The sequence below is a fragment of the Mycolicibacter sp. MU0083 genome (genome assembly GCF_963378075.1).
Taxonomy (GTDB): Bacteria; Actinomycetota; Actinomycetes; order Mycobacteriales; family Mycobacteriaceae; genus Mycobacterium; species Mycobacterium kokjensenii.
On the sequence record NZ_OY726394.1, the window covers coordinates 1,131,893 to 1,150,363 of the forward strand.

Below are 18,471 nucleotides of genomic sequence, written 5' to 3' on the forward strand. Positions count from 1 at the left end.
TGCATGAGTCGACGCTGGAAGGGTGGCCGAAGTGAAACCTAGGATCCGATTCGGCCGCACCGCGGTGGCCGCCCTGCTGTGTGCGCCGATCCTGCTCGGCGGATGCTCGACGGTGGAGAAACTCACCAACAAGGGCGGCGACACGACGTGCGAGGATTTCAACGCCGACGACGCCGAGAAGCAGCGCTCCGCGGTCGCCAAGATGCTCGCCGACAAGAAGGGCGAGGAGCCGACGAACCTGGAGTTGTCCGGGACCCAGTTGGCGGTCAGCGCCTACTGCAAGACGATCGGCAAGGACAGCGACAAGATCAGCCGGGCGATGCTGTAGCGCCTAATTGGCGTGCAGTGCCTCGTTGAGCGCGATTCCCCGGCCATCGCGGGCGACCACCTCGACCGTCCCGCTCTGTGAGTTGCGGCGGAACAACAGGCTGTTCGCACCGGCCAGTTCGCGGGCCTTCACCGCGGCACCGTCGGGCAGCGTGACCTTGGTCCCCGCGGTGACGTAGAGGCCCGCTTCGACCACGCAGTCATCACCCAGCGGGATGCCCAGGCCGGCGTTGGCCCCCAGCAGGCAGCGTTGGCCGATCGAGATGACTTCGGTGCCGCCGCCGGACAGGGTGCCCATGATCGATGCACCGCCCCCGATGTCGGAGCCGTCGCCCACCACGACGCCCGCCGAGATGCGGCCCTCGACCATCGAGGCACCCAGGGTGCCCGCGTTGAAGTTGACGAACCCCTCGTGCATCACCGTGGTTCCCGAGGCCAGGTGCGCACCCAGCCGCACCCGGTCGGCGTCGGCGATACGCACCCCGGACGGCAGCACGTAGTCGACCATCCGGGGGAACTTGTCCACGCCGTAGACGGTCACCGGGCCGCGCCGGCGCAGCCGGGCCCGCGTCGACTCGAAGCCGTCGACGGCACACGGCCCGTAGTTGGTCCACACCACATTGGTCAGCACCCCGAACAGTCCACCGGCGTTGAGCCCGTGCGGCACGACCAGCCGGTGCGACAGCAGGTGCAGTCGCAGGTAGGCGTCGTAGGCATCGACGGCGGCGTCGTCGAGCGAACCGATCACGGTGCGCACCGCCACCGTCTCGGTGCCGCGGTCCTCGTCGCGCCCGAGCAACCCGGCCAACTCCGCGGGTACCTCGTCGGCGGCCAGTCGGGTGGTTCCGGCCTCACCCGAGCCGCCCAACTCCGGTGCGGGAAACCAGGTGTCGAGTACCGATCCGTCTGCGGCCAGCGTCGCTACCCCGACGCCCCAAGCTCCAGTCACGCCGGTCAGGCTACCCGGACCGTTAGGCTGGGGCGGTGCTGGACCTGCGTGCCGACCCGATCACCCTGACCGCGGCCCTGGTGGACATCCCCAGCGAATCGCGGCACGAAGCGCGGATCGCCGACGAGGTGGAAGCCGCGCTGCGGGCGCAGCTCCCCCCATCGTCGGGCTTCGAGATCATCCGCGACGGCGACGCGGTCCTGGCCCGCACCCGGCTGGGACGGCCCACCCGGGTGCTGCTGGCCGGTCACCTGGACACCGTCCCGGTGGCGGGCAACCTGCCCAGTCGCCGCACCACCGACGCCGAAGGCGACGTGTTGCACGGTTGCGGCACCGTCGACATGAAATCCGGGGTCGCGGTCTTCTTGCACCTCGCGGCCACCGTCGTCGCGCCAGCGCACGATCTGACCTGCGTGTTCTACGACTGCGAGGAGATCGAAGCGGCCGCCAACGGGTTGGGCCGCATCGAACGCAACCTGCCGGACTGGCTGACGGCCGACCTCGCCATCCTGGGCGAACCCTCCGGCGGCTACATCGAAGCGGGCTGCCAGGGCACCCTGCGCGTGGTGATCTCCGCCGCCGGCACCCGGGCGCACTCGGCGCGGTCCTGGCTCGGCGACAACGCCATCCACAAACTCGGCGCCGTCCTGCAGCGACTGGCCGCCTATCGGCCGCGCAGTGTCGACATCGACGGCTGTGTGTACCGCGAGGGGCTGTCGGCGGTACGCATCGACGGCGGGGTGGCCGGCAACGTCATCCCGGATGCCGCCACGGTCACGGTGAACTTCCGGTTCGCCCCCGACCGCACACCGGAGCAGGCCCTGGCCCATGTGCGCGAGGTCTTCGACGGCCTCGACGTCGACATCGAGCAGACCGACTCCGCGGCGGGCGCGCTGCCGGGACTGACCGCCCCCGCGGCCGCCGAACTGGTCACCGCCGCGGGGGGCCGGGTACGGGCCAAATACGGCTGGACGGACGTGTCGAGGTTCGCCGCCCGCGGCATCCCCGCGGTGAACTACGGGCCGGGGGATCCCAACCTGGCCCACAAGGTCGACGAGCGGGTGCCGGTGGACCAGATCACCGCGGTCGCCGACCTGCTGCGCGGATTCCTCAGCGCCCGGTAGCGCCCGGCGGTCCGGCGGTGCTCAGCCGGCCCCGGCCCGGGCCAACGCGGCGCGGCCGAACGCACAATCGACCTCGGCGCAGAGCCGGTCCAACGACTCCGCCGCCCGCGCATCCCCGAGTCGGGCGGCCACCTCCCAGGCCTGCAACGCCACCGCCGACTGCCCACTGCGTTCCGCCATCCGCGCTGCGTCCCGAGCCGCGGTGATCGCGCCGTGCCGATCGCGCATACCGGCCCGTTGCCAGGCCCGCGCCATCCCCAACTCGGGCGCGAACAGCGCCGACTTGGTGCCGTGTCGGGACTCCGCCCGCCGCAACGCTTTTGCCGCACCGGCGATATCGGACTGGCGGGCCGATGCGATGGCCAGCAGGGTCAACGACAGCGGACCCCAGGAGTAGCCGGTGCGCTCCAGGGCGGCCGCCGCCGGTACCAGCAACTCGGTCGCGGCAGGGAAATCCTCGGCAGCGATCAGCACCTGTGCCACCAGCACCTCGCCGATCGCCCGGCCGGGCTGGGCCAGCTCGGCGAAATCGGTGAACCGCGCGGCCAGCTCACGCGCCTCGGCGATCCGGCCGGCCATCAGCAAGACGCTGATCTGGGCCAGACCGACGGTGAACCGCAACACCCCGGGATGCTCGGCGTCGAGGGCCCGACGGGCCAGGGGATCGACGTCGTCGAATCGGCCGGCACGCGCCGCGCACAGGGCCGCGGCGCTGCCCGCCCAGGCCACCGCCATGTCGTCGGCGGCGGGATCGGCCAGCACCGCGGTGGCGGTCTCCACCGCCCGGCCGATATTGCCGGCGTTCATCGCGAAGGTGGCGCCCAGCGCGTCGAGAGTGACCTGCGGCCCCCGGCCGGTGACCCGGCCACGGGTGGCGGCCAGAAACGCCGTCGCACGCTCCGGCTCGCCCAGCATGAAGAACTGGTTGGCGGCCCGCGGCAGCGCCCAGGCCATCAGCTCCGGTTCGCTCAACACCGCCGGGTCGACCCCCGCCAGCACCTCGTCGGCGTCACGCCCCCGGCCCTGGAAGCCCAGCGCGTGCGCCAACACCAGCCGGGCCGGCAACCCGCCGCCGCGGTCCAGCGCGTGCCGGGCCAAGCGCTCGCACAGGCTCAGGTCACCCAGTCGCAGCGCCTGCCGGGCGGTGTCGACCACCGCCGCGGCGGGCTGCGGAGCATCGCTGTCGAGTGCCAGTGCCGCCAGCCGCAGCTGTTCGACGACGTGCTCGCCGGTCCGGGCGGCCAGCACACCCACCACCTCGGTGCGCCGGGCGCGAGCCGCCGGCCCGTCGGGCCCGCCCAACGCAACCCGGGCCCGTTCGGCGAAGAGTGGATGGGCGGTGTAGACCACCGGCTCCGGGCCGCGGCCGCCGCGGGTGCGGATCTCCACCGCGCCCAGCTCCTCGGCTCGGCGGACGGCGTGGTCGCCGGTGAGTCGGGTCAGGTCGGCCAACGCCAGCGGTTCGAAAACGGCCAGGTAGTCCAGCACCGCCCGCGCGTCGGCCGGCAACCCCGCCACGAAGGCCTCGATGTCGGCGACGTCGTCACCGGCTCCGCCCGGGCCGTCGGGAACGGTGATCTCGATGCAGGGCAGCAGGTCGTCGCCCCGCAGTGCGGTGATGGGGGCCGGGACCGCAGTGGGACTCTCGGTGCAGCCGGTGACGATCATCCGGACCGTGCCGGTCAGCGCCAGCTGGTAGACCAGCGTCGCCGACAGGATGTCGAGGCGGTGGGCGTCGTCGACCACCAGCAGCAGTTCGGCACCCTGTTCGGCCAGCGAGTCCCGCGCCGCACGCAGCAGGGCGGCCGGTTTGCCGATATCGGCGATCCGCACCAGATGGCCGAAGGCGCCGAACGGCACATCGCGTTCGGTGGGGGTACCGATCACCCAGCGGATCCGGGTTCCCGGACGGCGGGCGGCGTGTGCGTCGGCCGCCGATCGCGCCAGGGTGGACTTGCCGCACCCGTCGGGGCCCAGCAGCACCGCACCGGCCCGCGGCCGGTCGGCATCCAGAGTCGCGGTGAGCCGATCCAGGGCCGCCGACTGCTCGGGGACGTTCCACCGGATCGGCATCGCCGCGATTTTACGGTCTGAGCCAACCGCCCGATAGCCTTTCGGCTGTGGGGTCTGCTGTGGGGTCAGGGGAATGGTCGGTCTGCGTCTACTGCGCGTCGGGGCCGAGTGATCCGGCGCTACTGGCGTTCGCCGCCGACGTCGGCGCGGCGATCGCGGAACGGGGCTGGACGCTGGTGTGGGGCGGCGGCAACGTCTCGGCGATGGGGGCGTTGGCGGCGGCGACGCGCCGGCGCGGTGGACGCACGGTCGGGGTGATCCCCAAAGCCCTGCTACACCGCGAGGTGGCCGACGTCGAGGCCGATGAGCTGATCGTCACCGACACCATGCGGGAGCGCAAACAGGTGATGGACGAGCGGTCCGACGCGTTCCTGACCCTGCCGGGCGGGATCGGCACCTGCGAAGAACTCTTCGAAACCTGGACCAGTGGCTCGTTGGGCATGCACGATAAGCCGGTGGTGATGCTCGATCCCGACGGCCATTACGCGGGGTTGTTGACCTGGCTGGCGGGGCTGGCCGATACCGGCTACGTATCCGGGCGGGCGATGCAGCGACTGCTGGTGGTCGACGAGTTGGAGGCGGCACTGGCCGCCTGCGCACCCGGTACCGCCGGTATCGATTAGGCTCGCCAGGCCACCGATGTTCAGCGAAACGAGGCGATAACGTGTCCGACCACGATTCCGGCGCCGCCACCCGGGTAGGGCTGGCCGACCTGGTCACCCGTGTGCCCGGACTGCTCGTCGACGCCCCGGTGATCCTGCGCGGAGTGTGGACCGGCCTGCGGGCGCGCCCCACCTCCCCGGCGTCGATCGGCAAGGTGTTCCAGGACCGGGCGGCCCGATTCGCCGACCGGATCTTCATCCGTTTCGGCGATCAGCGGCTGACCTACCGCGAAGCCAACCAGACCGTCAACCGCTACGCCGCCGTGCTGGCCGCCCGCGGCGTCGGCCACGGCGACGTCGTGGGGATCATGCTGCGCAATTCCCCGGACGCGGTGCTGATGATGCTGGCCGTCGCCAAACGCGGTGGGGTCGCCGGCATGCTCAACTACAACCAGCGCGGCGACGTACTGGCACACAGCCTGGGCGTGCTCGACGCCGCGCTGCTGGTCGCCGAAGAAGACCTGGTCGACGCCGTGACCGACTGTGGTGCCGAGGCGGCCCCGGTGACCATCGAGGAGTTCCGGCGGCTGGCCGCCACCGCACCGGCGACCGATCCCGCCTCGGTCAACGCCGTGCTGGCCAAGGACACCGCGTTCTACATCTTCACCTCCGGCACCACCGGCTATCCCAAGGCCAGCGTGATGACGCATTACCGGTGGCTGCGGGCCCTGGCGACGTTCGGCGGCATCGGCCTGCGACTGCGCGGCGACGACACGCTGTACTGCTGCCTGCCGCTGTACCACAACAACGCGCTGACGGTCGCGGTCTCGTCGGTGCTCAACTCCGGTGCCACCCTGGCGCTCGGCAAATCCTTCTCCGCCTCCCGGTTCTGGGACGAGGTGATCGCCGCCGAGGCCACCGCGTTCGTCTACATCGGCGAACTCTGCCGTTACCTGCTCAACCAGCCCGTCAAGCCGACCGATCGGGCGCACAAGGTGCGGGTGATCGCCGGCAACGGTCTGCGCCCGGAGATCTGGGACGAGTTCACCCACCGCTTCGGGATCAAGCGGGTCTGCGAGTTCTACGCGGCCAGCGAGAGCAACAGCGCCTTCCTCAACGTCTTCAACGTGCCGCGCAGCACCGGCGTCTACCCGTTGCCGCTGGCCTACGTCCAGTACGACCCCGACACCGGTCTGCCGCTGCGCGGCGACGACGGCCGGGTGCGCCGGGTTCCGGACGGCCAGCCCGGGCTGCTGCTGAGCCCGGTCAACCGGTTCTCCCCGTTCGACGGCTACACCGACCCGGAGGCCAACGAGAAGAAACTGGTGCGCAACGCGTTCCGCGACGGCGACTGCTGGTTCAACACCGGGGACCTGATGCGGCCGCAGGGCATGGGGCACGCCGCGTTCGTCGACCGGCTCGGCGACACCTTCCGCTGGAAGGGCGAGAACGTGGCCACCACGCAGGTCGAGGCCGCGGTCTGCGCCGACGAGTCGGTCGAGGAGTGCGCGGTCTACGGGGTGGAGGTACCCGGGACCGGGGGCCGGGCCGGGATGGCCGCGGTCAAACTGCGGGACGGCGAAACGTTCGACGGGGCCGCGCTGGCCGAAGTGGTCTGCGATCAGCTGCCGTCCTACGCGGTGCCGCTGTTCGTCCGGTTGGTGTCCTCGATGGCCCACACCACCACGTTCAAGAGCCGCAAGGTGGAGTTGCGCGAACAGGGCTACGGTGCCGGCGGGGCGGTCATCGAGGAACCGCTGTACGTACTGGCCGGCCGCACCGAAGGCTATGTGCCCTTCTACGCCGAATACCCGGGCGAAGTGGCCGCCGGTCAGCGTCCGAAGGGCTGAGCGAGCAGGCCCGGACGGCAACCAGGCACCATAGACGGGTGCAGTCCCACTTCTGCGGTCGTCCGGTCGCGGCTGATCGTGCGCTGATCATGGCGATCGTCAACCGCACCCCGGACTCCTTCTACGATGCGGGCGCCACGTTCACCGACGAGGCGGCCAAGTCCGCCGTGCACGCCGCCATCGCCGACGGCGCCGATGTCATCGACGTCGGCGGGGTCAAAGCCGGGCCGGGGCAGACCGTCGACGCCGACACCGAGACCGCCCGGGTGGTCCCGTTCATCGAATGGCTGCGCAGCGCCTACCCCGACCAGCTGATCAGCGTCGACACCTGGCGCTCGGAGGTGGCCAAACGGGCCTGCGCGGCCGGTGCCGACCTGATCAACGACACCTGGGCCGGGATCGACCCGGAACTGCCCGCGGTGGCCGCCGAATTCGGGGCGGGCCTGGTCTGTTCGCACACCGGAGGTGCGGTGCCGCGCACCCGCCCGTTCCGGGTGCGTTACGGAACGACCGTCGACGGGGTGGTGCAAGCGGTGATCACCGAGGTCACCGCCGCCGCGGAGCGGGCGGTGGCGGCGGGGGTGGCGCGGGACCGGGTGCTGATCGATCCGACCCATGATTTCGGCAAGAACACCTTCCACGGGCTAGCGTTGTTGCGACATGCGGAGGACTTGGTCGGTACCGGATGGCCGGTGCTGATGGCGCTCTCCAACAAAGACTTCATCGGGGAGACTCTTGGAGTGGGTCTCACCGAACGACTGGACGGAACATTGGCGGCCACCGCATTGGCGGCGGCCGCCGGAGCCCGGATGTTTCGGGTTCACGAGGTCGGGCCGACCCGGCGCGTCCTGGAGATGGTGGCATCGATCCAGGGCGTGCGGACCCCGACCCGCACAGTAAGGGGACTTGCATGACCGACCTGGTCTCGGCGCCGGGTGACACCCGGCTGTCCGGGCGTACCTGGAGCCGCCCGAACTGGACGGTGGCCGAGCTGCTGGCGGCCAAGGCCAAGACCGGGCGCAGCATCTCGGTGGTGCTGCCCGCGCTGAACGAGCAGGCGACCATCGAATCGGTCATCGACAGCATCACGCCGCTGGTCGACAACCTGGTCGACGAGCTGATCGTGCTGGACTCCGGTTCGACCGACGACACCGAGATCCGCTCCATCGCCGCCGGTGCCCGGGTGGTCAGCCGTGAGCAGGCCGTGCCGGAGATCCCGCCGCAAGCCGGCAAGGGCGAGGCGCTGTGGCGCTCCCTGGCGGCCACCAGCGGTGACATCGTGGTGTTCGTCGACTCCGACCTCATCGATCCCGACCCGATGTTCGTGCCGAACCTGGTCGGGCCGCTGCTCACCGGCGACGGCGTGCACCTGGTCAAAGGCTTCTATCGGCGGCCGCTGAAGGTCAACGGCACCGAGGACGCCACCGGCGGCGGCCGGGTCACCGAACTGGTCGCCCGACCGCTGCTGACCGCACTGCGACCCGATCTGGGCGCCGTGCTGCAGCCGTTGGGCGGCGAGTACGCGGGCAGCCGCGAACTGCTGGCCTCGGTGCCGTTCGCGCCCGGCTACGGGGTGGAGATCGGGCTGTTGATCGACACCTACGATCGGCTGGGGCTGGAGGCGATCGCCCAGGTGAACCTGGGTGTTCGTGCACATCGGAACCGCCCGTTGGCCGAATTGGCGGTGATGAGCCGCCAGGTCATCGCCACCTTGCTGTCGCGCTGCGGGGTGCCCGACTCCGGGGTGGGACTGACCCAGTTCTTCGCCGGCGGCGCCGACGGCCTGGACTACCGGCCGCACACCACGCCGCTGTCGCTGGTCGACCGGCCGCCGATGAACTCGCTGCGCCAGCGCTGATCGGGTAACCGCGATCTCCACGGAGCGATGAGGCACTATCGAAACCGTGACACTGGTGTTGCTCTACCTCGTGGTGCTCGTCCTCACCGCGCTGCTGCTGTTCGGGGTGGCCAGCGTGCTGTTCGGCCGCGGGGAACAGTTGCCGCCGTTGCCGCGGGGCACCACCGCGACCATGTTGCCGGCCTCAGATGTGACCGGTGCCGATGTCGACGCGGTCAAGTTCTCCCAGGTATTGCGGGGCTACCACACCGGTGAGGTGGATTGGGTGCTGGAGCGCCTGGGCGCCGAGATAGACCTACTGCGCGGTCGGCTGGCGGCGGCGGAGGCGGCCGATGCTCCCGCTGCGGAGCCGCGATGAGCGGGGTCGCCCACGACGGCCGCACCCGGTGCGGTTGGGTCGACGGTGGCTCGGAGCTCTACCTCGACTACCACGACCGGGAGTGGGGGCGCCCGGTGCGCGATGCGGCCGCGTTGTTCGAACGGGTCAGTCTGGAAGCCTTCCAAAGCGGCCTGTCGTGGCTGGTGATTCTGCGCAAGCGGGAGAATTTCCGTCGCGCGTTCGCCGGTTTCGACGTCGAGACCGTCGCGGGGTTCACCGAGGCGGACGTGCTGCGGCTGATGGGCGATGCCGGCATCGTGCGCAACCGGGCCAAGATCGAGGCGACGATCGCCAACGCCCGCGCGACCCTCGAGCTGGGCACGACCGACCTGGTGGAGCTGTTGTGGTCGTTCGCCCCGCCGGCGCGCCCGCGCCCGATCGACCTGGCGGCGGTGCCGGCCGTGACTCCGGAATCGACGGCGATGGCCCGGGAACTGAAGCGCCGCGGGTTTCGTTTCGTGGGTCCCACCACCGCATATGCGTTGATGCAGGCCACCGGGATGGTCGATGACCACGTACAGGCATGTTGGGTGCCACCGATCAGCGGTTAGATCCACTAAAATGGACGGCGGAATTGGGTCTTGTGCACGCGCCGTCGCCGATAGGGAAGAATGGCGAAGTGAAATCGCAGTTCGATACCGGACGCTGTGACTGCCGTGCACGCCCGGTGGAGATCAAGGGCGCGGCCTGCGGGCCGGTACCTGGAGGGAGCACTCGATGGCGGCCATGAAGCCCCGGACCGGTGACGGTCCGCTGGAAGCGACAAAAGAGGGGCGTGGCATCGTGATGCGGGTACCACTCGAAGGCGGTGGACGGCTGGTCGTCGAGTTGACTCCCGACGAGGCCGCCGCACTCGGCGACGAACTCAAGGCCGTCACCAGCTAGAGACGCCGCCGGTTCGGACTGTCCGTCGGCTCAGCGGGCCGCCTACCGGTGGCCGGTCGGGTCGATCACCCCTGCCCGCGTCGGATCATCGACCCCGCGGTGCCGCACGCCGTCGTCTCCGGATCGACGATGCCCGACGATTCGTGCACCGACGGGCAGAACTGCTGTCGCCGAGAGTAATTCGCGGGTCTGCCGCGCCGGTGGTGTTTCCGGGGCACAACCGCCGTAGATCTTGGGCCGGTGTCCCGCGTCGACATCGCCGCCCGCACGACCGGCACGCTGGTGTTGCGCGGCCGTCGGCAGCGTGGCGGAGGGTGGAGCCCAACCTGTGAGAACCGTTCGCAATCGTGAAGTCGACCTGGCAGGGCCCCGACGCGGCCGATAGGTTTGTGGCCATGAGGGAAGCGCCGCATGTGCTGGGCATCGTTCTGGCCGGTGGTGAGGGCAAGCGACTGCATCCGCTGACCGTGGATCGGGCGAAGCCGGCGGTCCCGTTCGGGGGCGCCTACCGGTTGATCGACTTCGTGCTGTCGAACCTGGTCAACGCGCGTTATCTGCGGGTCTGCGTGCTGACGCAGTACAAGTCGCACTCGCTGGACCGGCACATCTCCCAGAACTGGCGACTGAGCGGCCTGGCGGGGGAGTACATCACCTCGGTGCCGGCCCAGCAACGCCTCGGCCCGCGTTGGTACACCGGTTCCGCCGATGCCATCTACCAGTCGCTGAACCTGATCTTCGACGAAGATCCGGACTACATCGTGGTTTTCGGCGCCGACCACGTGTACCGGATGGACCCCGAACAGATGGTGCGCTTCCACATCGACAGCGGTGCGGGCGCGACCGTCGCCGGGGTTCGGATACCGCGAGCGGAGGCGTCGTCGTTCGGATGCATCGACGCCGACGAGTCGGGGCGGATCCGTGGCTTTCTGGAGAAGCCGGCGAACCCGCCCGGCACCCCCGGCGACCCCGACAGCACGTATGCGTCGATGGGCAACTACGTCTTCACCACCAAGGTTCTAGTCGATGCGATCCGCGCCGACGCCGACGACGACCACTCCGATCACGACATGGGCGGCAACATCATTCCGCGCCTGGTGGCCGACGGGATGGCGGCCGTCTACGACTTCTCCGACAACGAGGTGCCCGGGGCCACCGAGCGCGACCGGGGCTATTGGCGCGACGTCGGGACCCTGGACGCGTTCTACGACGCGCACATGGACCTGGTGTCGGCGCACCCGATCTTCAACCTCTACAACAACCGCTGGCCGATTCACGGGGCGACGGAGAACCTCGCGCCGGCGAAGTTCGTCAACGGGGGCTCGGCGCAGGAGTCGGTGGTGGGCGCCGGCAGCGTCATATCGGCGGGCTCGGTGCGCAATTCGGTGTTGTCGTCGAACGTGGTGATCGACGACGGCGCCATCGTGGAGGACAGCGTGATCATGCCCGGGACCCGCATCGGTCGTGGCGCGGTGGTGCGGCACGCGATCCTCGACAAGAACGTCGTGGTCGGTCCGGGCGAGATGATCGGAGTCGACCTGGAGAAGGACCGGGAGCGGTTCTCCATCAGCGCCGGCGGTGTGGTGGCCGTCGGTAAAGGGGTGTGGATCTAGCGGGTCGCGGCTCGACGGGGCCTAGAACGGTTCCTCGGCGCCGCCGGGGTTGCAGCCGTTGGCGAGCAGGTTCAGGGTGCTCACCACCGGGCGCCACGGCTCCAGGTTCCAGCTGGTCTTGCCGGGGTTGATGAACTCGACGAACTGCCAATGGCAGATGAACTGCTCGCGCATGCCGGGCGTGTTGGCTTCCGGGTTGCGCTTGACGACCTCATCCCAGGCCTGCTCGCCCTGGCGCAATGTGCCCGGCACGCCGGCCTCACCGCGGGCGGATTCGGTCGGATAGACCCGCAGGCTGCTGCCGTCCTCGTAGGTCACCCACTCGGTGCTGCCGACATAGGGCGCCGCGCTGGTGCCGGCGACACCCAGCAGACCGGCCGCGCCGCCGAGGCCGCCCGCGCCGCCCTCCCCGCCGATGCCGCCGTCGCCGCCGCGGCCGAATATCCAGCCGCCCGCGCCCCCGTCGCCGCCGGTGCCGGCGTCGTCGCCACCGGCCCCGCCGACCCCGCCGATACCCAGCACCAAGCCACCGGTCCCACCGTCACCGCCGGCGAAACCGGCGAATCCCGCCCCGCCGGCGCCACCGACGCCGAAGATCCCCGCGTCGCCACCGGTACCGCCGTCGGCGTTGATTCCGGCGATACCGGTACCGCCGTTGCCGAACAGGAAGCCGCCGTCACCGGCATCGCCGAACCAGCCCGACTGGCCCAGCAGACTGGAATTGACGCCGTCGAAGCCGTCGAGACCGTCACCGATGAGGTCCCGGCCGAACAGCGTCACGAACGGCGCGTTGACGGCGTCGAGGGTGGCTTCGCCGAGCGGGGTGGCGAGCCATTCCCGCAGGGCGTCGTGCAGCGGGGTGTAGAGGTACTCGTGCACCCATTCGGCGACGTCGACGGAGTGCGTCGGCCCCGGCCATGCCAGGACCGCGTCGATCCCCTCAGACAGCTGCGCGTGGAACGCCGGGTCGAGTTGGCCGACGAATTCCCCGGCCAGGTTCATCAGGCCGCGCAGGCTGGTCACGTCGAATTCGCCCGCGGCGCTGGAGACGGCCGCCAACGGCTCGGCGTCGTCGAGCGCCCAATCCCAATCCGCTTGCGCGGCGGGGGCGTTCAGGGCGGGAGCGATGCCGAGGGCCAGGGCACCCGCCGTGGCGGCCAGTGCCCGGCCGGGAGAGTAGGTTCGGCGACCGACACGGCGCTGATCGGGTGTACGCATCGCTTATCTAATCTCCCTAACTGAAAAATAACAGCATTCGCTTAGGGGACTGTAAGCCATGTGGGGCGCGGTGGCCGCGTACCGTGCCGCTCACCGGATGTATGGAAGCAGACGATGGTGCACCCGTCGTGTACCGCGAGTTGGGCGCCGCCGCTGTACTTCTGCGAGCGAGCGTGTCTGTACGTCAAAACCCGGCGTGTCGCGTACAACTGCGCACGCTCACGCCCGGAAAAACGGCGGTCAGTCGCGGACGGCGGCCAGCAGCCCGTCGCCCAGTGGGATCAGAGCCGGAGTCAGGCGCTCGTCCTCGGCGATCAACCGGGCGGCCTCGCGCACCGCCACCACCTCGGCGTCGTTGGCCGACGGATCGCCGGCCCGGCCGCCCAGCGCGGCCCGGTGCACCACCACCACGCCGCCGGGACGCAGCAACCGCACGGCTTCGGGCACGTAACCGGGCTGGTCGACCGGGTCGGCATCGATGAACACCAGGTCGTAGGACTCGTCGGCCAGACGGGTCAGCACCTCTTGGGCGCGGCCGCTGATGAACCGGGTGCGGCCCGGCCCGATCCCGGCGTCGCCGAACGCCTGCTTGGCGGTGCGCTGATGCTCGGGTTCGATGTCGATGGTGGTCAGCACGCCGTCGTCGCCCATGCCGGACAACAGCCAGAGTCCGCTGACGCCGGCGCCGGTGCCGACCTCGACCACCGCCTTGCCGCCGCTGAGCTTCGTCAGCAGGCTCAACAGTGCGCCGACCGCGGCGCTGACCGATCCGACGCCGATCTCGCCGGCCCGGTCGCGTGCGGCGGCCAGGACCGCGTCCTCGGACATCGAGTTCTCGGCGTGCGCCAGCAGGGCGTCGGCCCGGCTGCGCGACTGCTCTCCAGAAATGTCGTCGGTGCTGGACATGTCCGCAGCGTAGGACACCGCCGGCCCGGCGCGCGCATCGGCGCGCCTTGCCGACACGCCCGGGCCGACGCCCGTGTCCGAACTGTTATCCGGGCCCATAACCGCAGTATCGGGCGCATTCGAACACAGGTTCACAGTCGCCGTTCAGTAGCAGCACAGAGCCGGCATACCGCGATAGGCAACGGTATCGGCATGGAACGAGGTATGAACCGGCCTCGCGACGCTCGGAATACGAGGGGCCCGTTGCATGTTGACCCCGATAACGCGCTGTCGTCATCGGACGGCGGCCCTGATGTGGAGGACGTCGCCATAACCACTTTGCTGCCCCCGGTCGCCATGTCGCACCCGACCACCCACTCGGACCGTTACTCCGACGCCGAGTGGGTGGAGCCGTCCGAGGAACCGCAGGGGACCGCGGTGTTCGACGCCACCGGAGACGTGGCGGCCATGCCGTCCTGGGACGAGTTGGTGCGTCAGCACGCCGACCGGGTGTACCGGCTGGCCTATCGCCTCTCCGGGAGTCAGCAAGACGCCGAGGACCTCACCCAGGAGACCTTCATCCGGGTGTTCCGGTCGGTGCACAACTACCAGCCCGGGACCTTCGAGGGTTGGCTGCACCGCATCACCACCAACCTGTTCCTGGACATGGTGCGCAAGCGCGGCCGGGTGCGGATGGAAGCGTTGCCCGAGGACTACGACCGGGTGCCGGCCGACGAACCCGACCCCGAGCAGATCTACCACGACGCACGGCTGGACCCGGACCTGCAGGCGGCGCTGGACTCGTTGGCGCCGGAGTTTCGGGCAGCCGTCGTACTGTGCGACATCGAGGGCCTGTCCTACGAGGAGGTCGGGGCCACCCTCGGGGTGAAGCTGGGGACGGTGCGCAGTCGCATCCACCGCGGACGCCAGGCGTTGCGCGACTATCTGGCCGCCCGCCCGGCGGCGCGCGACGGTGCCGCTTTCGGTGGCGCCGCCGGCTGACGTCCGCCGTCGCCGACACCCTCGGAGTTCCGCGTCGGCGGGCGATATCGCGCTACATTCTTGTCAGGGCGTAGTTCATTGGGGTCGCGCGATCGGAGAGGAGTCCGGTGTGACGGATCGCGGAGGTGTCTTCCGTCGCGCGTTCTCCTGGCTGCCCGCTCAATTCGCGTCGCAGAGCGACGCCCCGGTGGGCGCACCCCGGCAGTTCGGTTCCACCGAGCACCTGTGCAGCGAGGCCATCACCGCCTACGTGGACGGCGAACTGCGGATGAACGCCCATCTGCGTGCCGCCCACCACCTGTCGTTGTGTCCCGACTGCGCTGCCGAGGTGGAGTATCAGGGCAGGGCGCGTTCGGCCCTGCGGGATTCGCATCCGATCCGGATCCCGGCGGCACTGCTCGGCCAGCTGGCCCAAATTCCGGAGAAGCCGGGAGACTGTCCCCCCGACGAGCCGGCAGGGCCGATGCCCGCCCGGTTGGCCGACGGCAAACCTCAAGAACGTCGCAGACGTCGGTAAGGTGGATGCGGTGCGGCGCCAGCGCCAGGTAATGCTGTGCTCGCGGCGCCGGGAAGCGACCCAGGGGTGTACCCGGAAGAGGAACAGGTGAGCTCCAACAACGAGAACGCCGGCGGTAACCGCTTGGCGCCGCGTCCCGTCTACCGGCCCCCGGTGGACAGCGCGGCCCAGAAGACCTTCGGGCGGCCCGACGGCGTGCCCGGATCCTTCATCCCCGCCGAGGTGCGGCCCAAGCATTACCGCGAACAGGGCGAGTTCAGCCCCCGTGACCTGCCGCCGGACCCGGTGCTCAAGGAGGCCTTCGGCCGTCCCTACGGCAGTGGGCCCTCCCTGCAGCGTCATCCGGCCGACGCCGGTGCCCTGAACCGCAACGGCAAGTCCGGCGCGGCAGCGGCGCCTCCAGACCCGTGGCGTGACCCCGCGGCCGGTGCCGCGCTGGGCAGGCCGGCGATGATCCCGGCGGCACCGCGGATGGCCGGCGACGCCGGCGGCCGTCTCGGGGTGCGCGACGTGCTGTTCGGCGACCGGATCTCCTACCGGGCGCTGGGCGTGCTGGCCGCCATCGCCTTGGCGATCGGCATGGTCGGCGGCTGGGTCGGGCGCACCACGGCGCAGGTGGTGGAGGCGTTCACGACGTCGAAGGTGACGCTGTCGACCAAGGGCAACGCCGAGGAACCGGCCGGGCGATTCGCCAAGGTCGCCGACGCCATCGCCAACTCCGTGGTGACCATCGAATCCGTCAGCGACGATCAGGGCATGCAGGGCTCCGGGGTGGTCATCGACGGCAAGGGCTACATCGTCACCAACAACCACGTGATCTCCGAGGCCGCCAACAACCCCAGCAAGTTCAAGACCACCGTGGTGTTCAACGACGGCAAAGAGGTGCTGGCGAACCTGGTCGGTCGCGACCCCAAGACCGACCTGGCCGTGCTCAAGGTCGACAACGTCGACAACCTGTCGGTGGCCCGCCTCGGTGATTCCGACAAGATCCGGGTGGGCGACGAGGTGATCGCCGCGGGTGCGCCGCTGGGCCTGCGCAGCACCGTCACCCACGGCATCATCAGTGCCGTGCACCGGCCGGTGCCGCTCTCCGGGGATGACTCCGACACCGACACCGTCATCGACGCGGTGCAGACCGACGCCTCGATCAACCACGGCAACTCCGGTGGCGCGTTGATCGACATGGACGCTCAGCTGATCGGGATCAACACCGCCGGCAAGTCGCTGTCCGACAGTGCCAGCGGCCTGGGATTCGCGATCCCGGTCAACGAGATGAAGACGGTGGCCGAAGCGCTGATCAAAGACGGCAAGATCGTGCACCCCACGCTGGGCGTGAGCGCACGGTCGGTCAGCAATGCCATCGCCTCCGGGGCCCAGATCGCCAACGTCAAGGTGGGCGGCCCCGCGGAGAAGGGCGGCATTCTGGAGAACGACGTGGTGGTCAAGATCGGTGACCGCACCGTCGCCAACGCCGACGAGTTCGTGGTGGCCGTGCGGAATCTGGCCATCGGCAAGGAAGCCCCCGTCGAAGTCGTCCGCGACGGGCGTCACGTGACGCTGACGGTGACCCCCGCCGCCGACGGTTAAATGTTCGCGAACGTCGGGTGGGGCGAGATCCTCGTCCTTGTGGTGGTCGGACTGGTGATCCTGGGCCCGGAGCGGCTACCCGGAGCCATCCGATGGACCGCGGGCGCACTGCGGCAGGCCCGTGACTACGTCACCAACGCCACCGATCAGCTGCGGGACGAGATCGGACCGGAATTCGACGACCTGCGCGCACCGCTGAGTGAACTGCAGAAGCTGCGGGGCATGACACCGCGGGCCGCCCTGACCAAGCATCTGCTCGACGGGGACGACTCGCTGTTCACCGCGGTCGATTCCCTGGCCGCGGAACCGCTGCCCACGGTGGTCGCCCCCGCGGTGACGCCGAAACTCGTCGGGCCCGCCCCGTTCGACACCGACGCGACCTGACCCGCGGCCGGTACGGCCACCGCGCCCGCGGTGGGACGCCGGATCAGCGCCGGGTGGAACCGGTGTCCAGGCCCAGCGACATCCCGACCAGCCCGCGCTTGCGGGTGGCCAGCCGTTCGGCGATACGCCGCAACTCTTTGCCCGCTGCGGATTCCGGCGAGAGCACCACGGGGGACCCCGAGTCGCCGCCGGTGACCATCTCGGTGTCGATGGGCACCTGACCCAGCAACGGGACGTCGCGGCCCATCGCCCGGGTCAGCCGCTCGGCGACCCGCTCGCCGCCGCCCTCACCGAACAGATGCATGGTGGACCCGTCGGGCATGGCCAACCCGGCCATGTTCTCCACCACGCCGACGACCTGCTGACGGGTCTGCAGGGCGATCGCCCCGGCCCGCTCGGCCACCTCCGCGGCCGCCTGCTGCGGCGTGGTCACCACCAGGATCTCGGCGGAGGGCACCAGCTGGGCCACCGAGATCGCGATGTCACCGGTGCCCGGCGGCAGGTCCAGCAGCAGCACGTCCAGGTCGCCCCAGTACACGTCGGCGAGGAACTGCTGCAACGCCCGGTGCAGCATCGGGCCGCGCCAGACCACCGGGGTGTTGCCCTGGGTGAACATCGCAATCGAGATCACCTTCACGCCATAACCGATCGGCGGCATGATCATCGAGTCGACCTGGGTGGGCAGCGCGGTGACGCCCATCATCCGCGGTACCGAGTGCCCGTAGATGTCGGCGTCGAGCACGCCGACCGACAGGCCGCGTTCGGCGAGCGCGACCGCGAGATTGACCGTCACACTGGACTTTCCGACCCCGCCCTTGCCGGAGGCGATCGCATAGACCTTGGTCAGCGAACTGGGCTGGGCGAACGGGATGACCGGTTCGACGGTGTCGCCACGCAACTGTTTGCGCAGTTCGGCACGCTGCTCGTCGCTGAACACATCCAAGCTGACCTTGACCGGACCGGTACCGGGCACATCGTTGATCGCCCGGGTCACCATGTTGGTGATCTCGGCCTTCATCGGACAGCCGGCGATGGTCAGGTAGATCGTGGCGTGCACGCTGTGATCGGCTGCGATCTCGATGCTCTTGACCATGCCCAGATCGGTGATCGGGCGCCGAATATCGGGATCGAGCACGGTGCCCAAAGCTGCATAGATCGCGTCGTGCAGGGCGGCGGTGTCATCGGGATTCTGGGACATCGCAATCGAGTCTAGGCCAGTGC

19 protein-coding genes are annotated in these 18,471 nt (G+C 69.9%); 14 read left to right on the forward strand and 5 right to left on the reverse strand.

Translation table 11 applies throughout. The features are described 5' to 3' along the window. Positions 1–31: 31 nt before the first annotated feature. Positions 32–328: a hypothetical protein gene (locus RCP38_RS05370; RefSeq protein WP_308476030.1), complete on the forward strand. Its 297-nt coding sequence runs from the start codon at positions 32–34 to the stop codon at positions 326–328. A gap of 3 nt (positions 329–331) precedes the next feature. Here RCP38_RS05370 and dapD read toward each other — a convergent pair whose 3' ends face one another. Continuing rightward, complete coding sequence (gene dapD / locus RCP38_RS05375) at positions 332–1,285, reverse strand: 2,3,4,5-tetrahydropyridine-2,6-dicarboxylate N-succinyltransferase (protein WP_308477073.1); 954 nt, start codon at positions 1,283–1,285, stop codon at positions 332–334. A 26-nt stretch (positions 1,286–1,311) separates the two neighbouring features. Here dapD and dapE point away from each other — a divergent pair, with 26 nt between their 5' ends. Continuing rightward, a complete protein-coding gene (gene dapE / locus RCP38_RS05380; RefSeq protein ID WP_308476031.1) occupies positions 1,312–2,400 on the forward strand; it encodes a succinyl-diaminopimelate desuccinylase in 1,089 nt (362 codons plus the stop codon). Between the two features lie 21 nt (positions 2,401–2,421). Here dapE and RCP38_RS05385 read toward each other — a convergent pair whose 3' ends face one another. After that, positions 2,422–4,473, reverse strand: coding sequence for an AAA family ATPase (locus RCP38_RS05385; protein WP_308476033.1), 2,052 nt, complete (start codon positions 4,471–4,473; stop codon positions 2,422–2,424). Between the two features lie 47 nt (positions 4,474–4,520). Here RCP38_RS05385 and RCP38_RS05390 point away from each other — a divergent pair, with 47 nt between their 5' ends. From RCP38_RS05390 to glgC, 8 genes are all read left to right on the forward strand, one after another. Next, positions 4,521–5,096: an LOG family protein gene (locus tag RCP38_RS05390; protein ID WP_373692441.1), complete on the forward strand. Its 576-nt coding sequence runs from the start codon at positions 4,521–4,523 to the stop codon at positions 5,094–5,096. 41 nt (positions 5,097–5,137) lie between these two features. After that, a complete protein-coding gene (gene fadD6 / locus RCP38_RS05395; RefSeq protein WP_308476035.1) occupies positions 5,138–6,925 on the forward strand; it encodes a long-chain-acyl-CoA synthetase FadD6 in 1,788 nt (595 codons plus the stop codon). Positions 6,926–7,014: 89 nt separating this feature from the next. Further along, positions 7,015–7,839, forward strand: coding sequence for a dihydropteroate synthase (folP, locus tag RCP38_RS05400; protein WP_308477075.1), 825 nt, complete (start codon positions 7,015–7,017; stop codon positions 7,837–7,839). Continuing rightward, complete coding sequence (locus RCP38_RS05405) at positions 7,836–8,783, forward strand: glucosyl-3-phosphoglycerate synthase (protein ID WP_308476036.1); 948 nt, start codon at positions 7,836–7,838, stop codon at positions 8,781–8,783. The genes folP and RCP38_RS05405 overlap by 4 nt, the downstream gene beginning before the upstream one ends. A 46-nt stretch (positions 8,784–8,829) precedes the next feature. Continuing rightward, entirely contained in the window at positions 8,830–9,141 is a 312-nt protein-coding gene (locus RCP38_RS05410; RefSeq protein ID WP_308476037.1) for a DivIVA domain-containing protein, read from the forward strand. Then, the gene (locus RCP38_RS05415) at positions 9,138–9,713 is read left to right on the forward strand and encodes a DNA-3-methyladenine glycosylase I (protein ID WP_308476038.1); all 576 of its coding nucleotides are present in this window, start codon (positions 9,138–9,140) and stop codon (positions 9,711–9,713) included. Before RCP38_RS05410 ends, RCP38_RS05415 begins: the two co-directional genes overlap by 4 nt. A 166-nt stretch (positions 9,714–9,879) precedes the next feature. Beyond that, positions 9,880–10,047, forward strand: a complete 168-nt coding sequence (locus RCP38_RS05420; protein ID WP_003885506.1) for a DUF3117 domain-containing protein — start codon at positions 9,880–9,882, stop codon at positions 10,045–10,047. A gap of 395 nt (positions 10,048–10,442) precedes the next feature. Further along, positions 10,443–11,657, forward strand: a complete 1,215-nt coding sequence (glgC, locus tag RCP38_RS05425; RefSeq protein WP_308476052.1) for a glucose-1-phosphate adenylyltransferase — start codon at positions 10,443–10,445, stop codon at positions 11,655–11,657. A gap of 21 nt (positions 11,658–11,678) precedes the next feature. Here glgC and RCP38_RS05430 read toward each other — a convergent pair whose 3' ends face one another. Both RCP38_RS05430 and RCP38_RS05435 read right to left on the reverse strand, forming a co-directional pair. After that, positions 11,679–12,875, reverse strand: a complete 1,197-nt coding sequence (locus RCP38_RS05430) for a DUF2599 domain-containing protein (protein ID WP_308476054.1) — start codon at positions 12,873–12,875, stop codon at positions 11,679–11,681. 240 nt (positions 12,876–13,115) lie between these two features. Then, positions 13,116–13,781, reverse strand: coding sequence for an O-methyltransferase (locus RCP38_RS05435; protein WP_308476056.1), 666 nt, complete (start codon positions 13,779–13,781; stop codon positions 13,116–13,118). A gap of 192 nt (positions 13,782–13,973) precedes the next feature. Here RCP38_RS05435 and sigE point away from each other — a divergent pair, with 192 nt between their 5' ends. The 4 genes from sigE to tatB all read left to right on the forward strand — a co-directional run bounded on the left by sigE (position 13,974) and on the right by tatB (position 17,250). After that, a complete protein-coding gene (gene sigE, locus RCP38_RS05440) occupies positions 13,974–14,762 on the forward strand; it encodes an RNA polymerase sigma factor SigE (protein ID WP_373692442.1) in 789 nt (262 codons plus the stop codon). Positions 14,763–14,871: 109 nt separating this feature from the next. Continuing rightward, entirely contained in the window at positions 14,872–15,279 is a 408-nt protein-coding gene (rseA, locus tag RCP38_RS05445) for an anti-sigma E factor RseA (protein WP_308476058.1), read from the forward strand. 87 nt (positions 15,280–15,366) lie between these two features. After that, a complete protein-coding gene (gene htrA, locus RCP38_RS05450) occupies positions 15,367–16,866 on the forward strand; it encodes a serine protease HtrA (protein WP_308476060.1) in 1,500 nt (499 codons plus the stop codon). Then, positions 16,867–17,250, forward strand: coding sequence for a Sec-independent protein translocase protein TatB (gene tatB / locus RCP38_RS05455; RefSeq protein WP_308476061.1), 384 nt, complete (start codon positions 16,867–16,869; stop codon positions 17,248–17,250). 43 nt (positions 17,251–17,293) lie between these two features. On the opposite strand, the gene RCP38_RS05460 is transcribed toward tatB, so the two are convergent. Further along, positions 17,294–18,448, reverse strand: coding sequence for an Mrp/NBP35 family ATP-binding protein (locus RCP38_RS05460; RefSeq protein ID WP_308476063.1), 1,155 nt, complete (start codon positions 18,446–18,448; stop codon positions 17,294–17,296). Positions 18,449–18,471 lie beyond the last annotated feature (23 nt).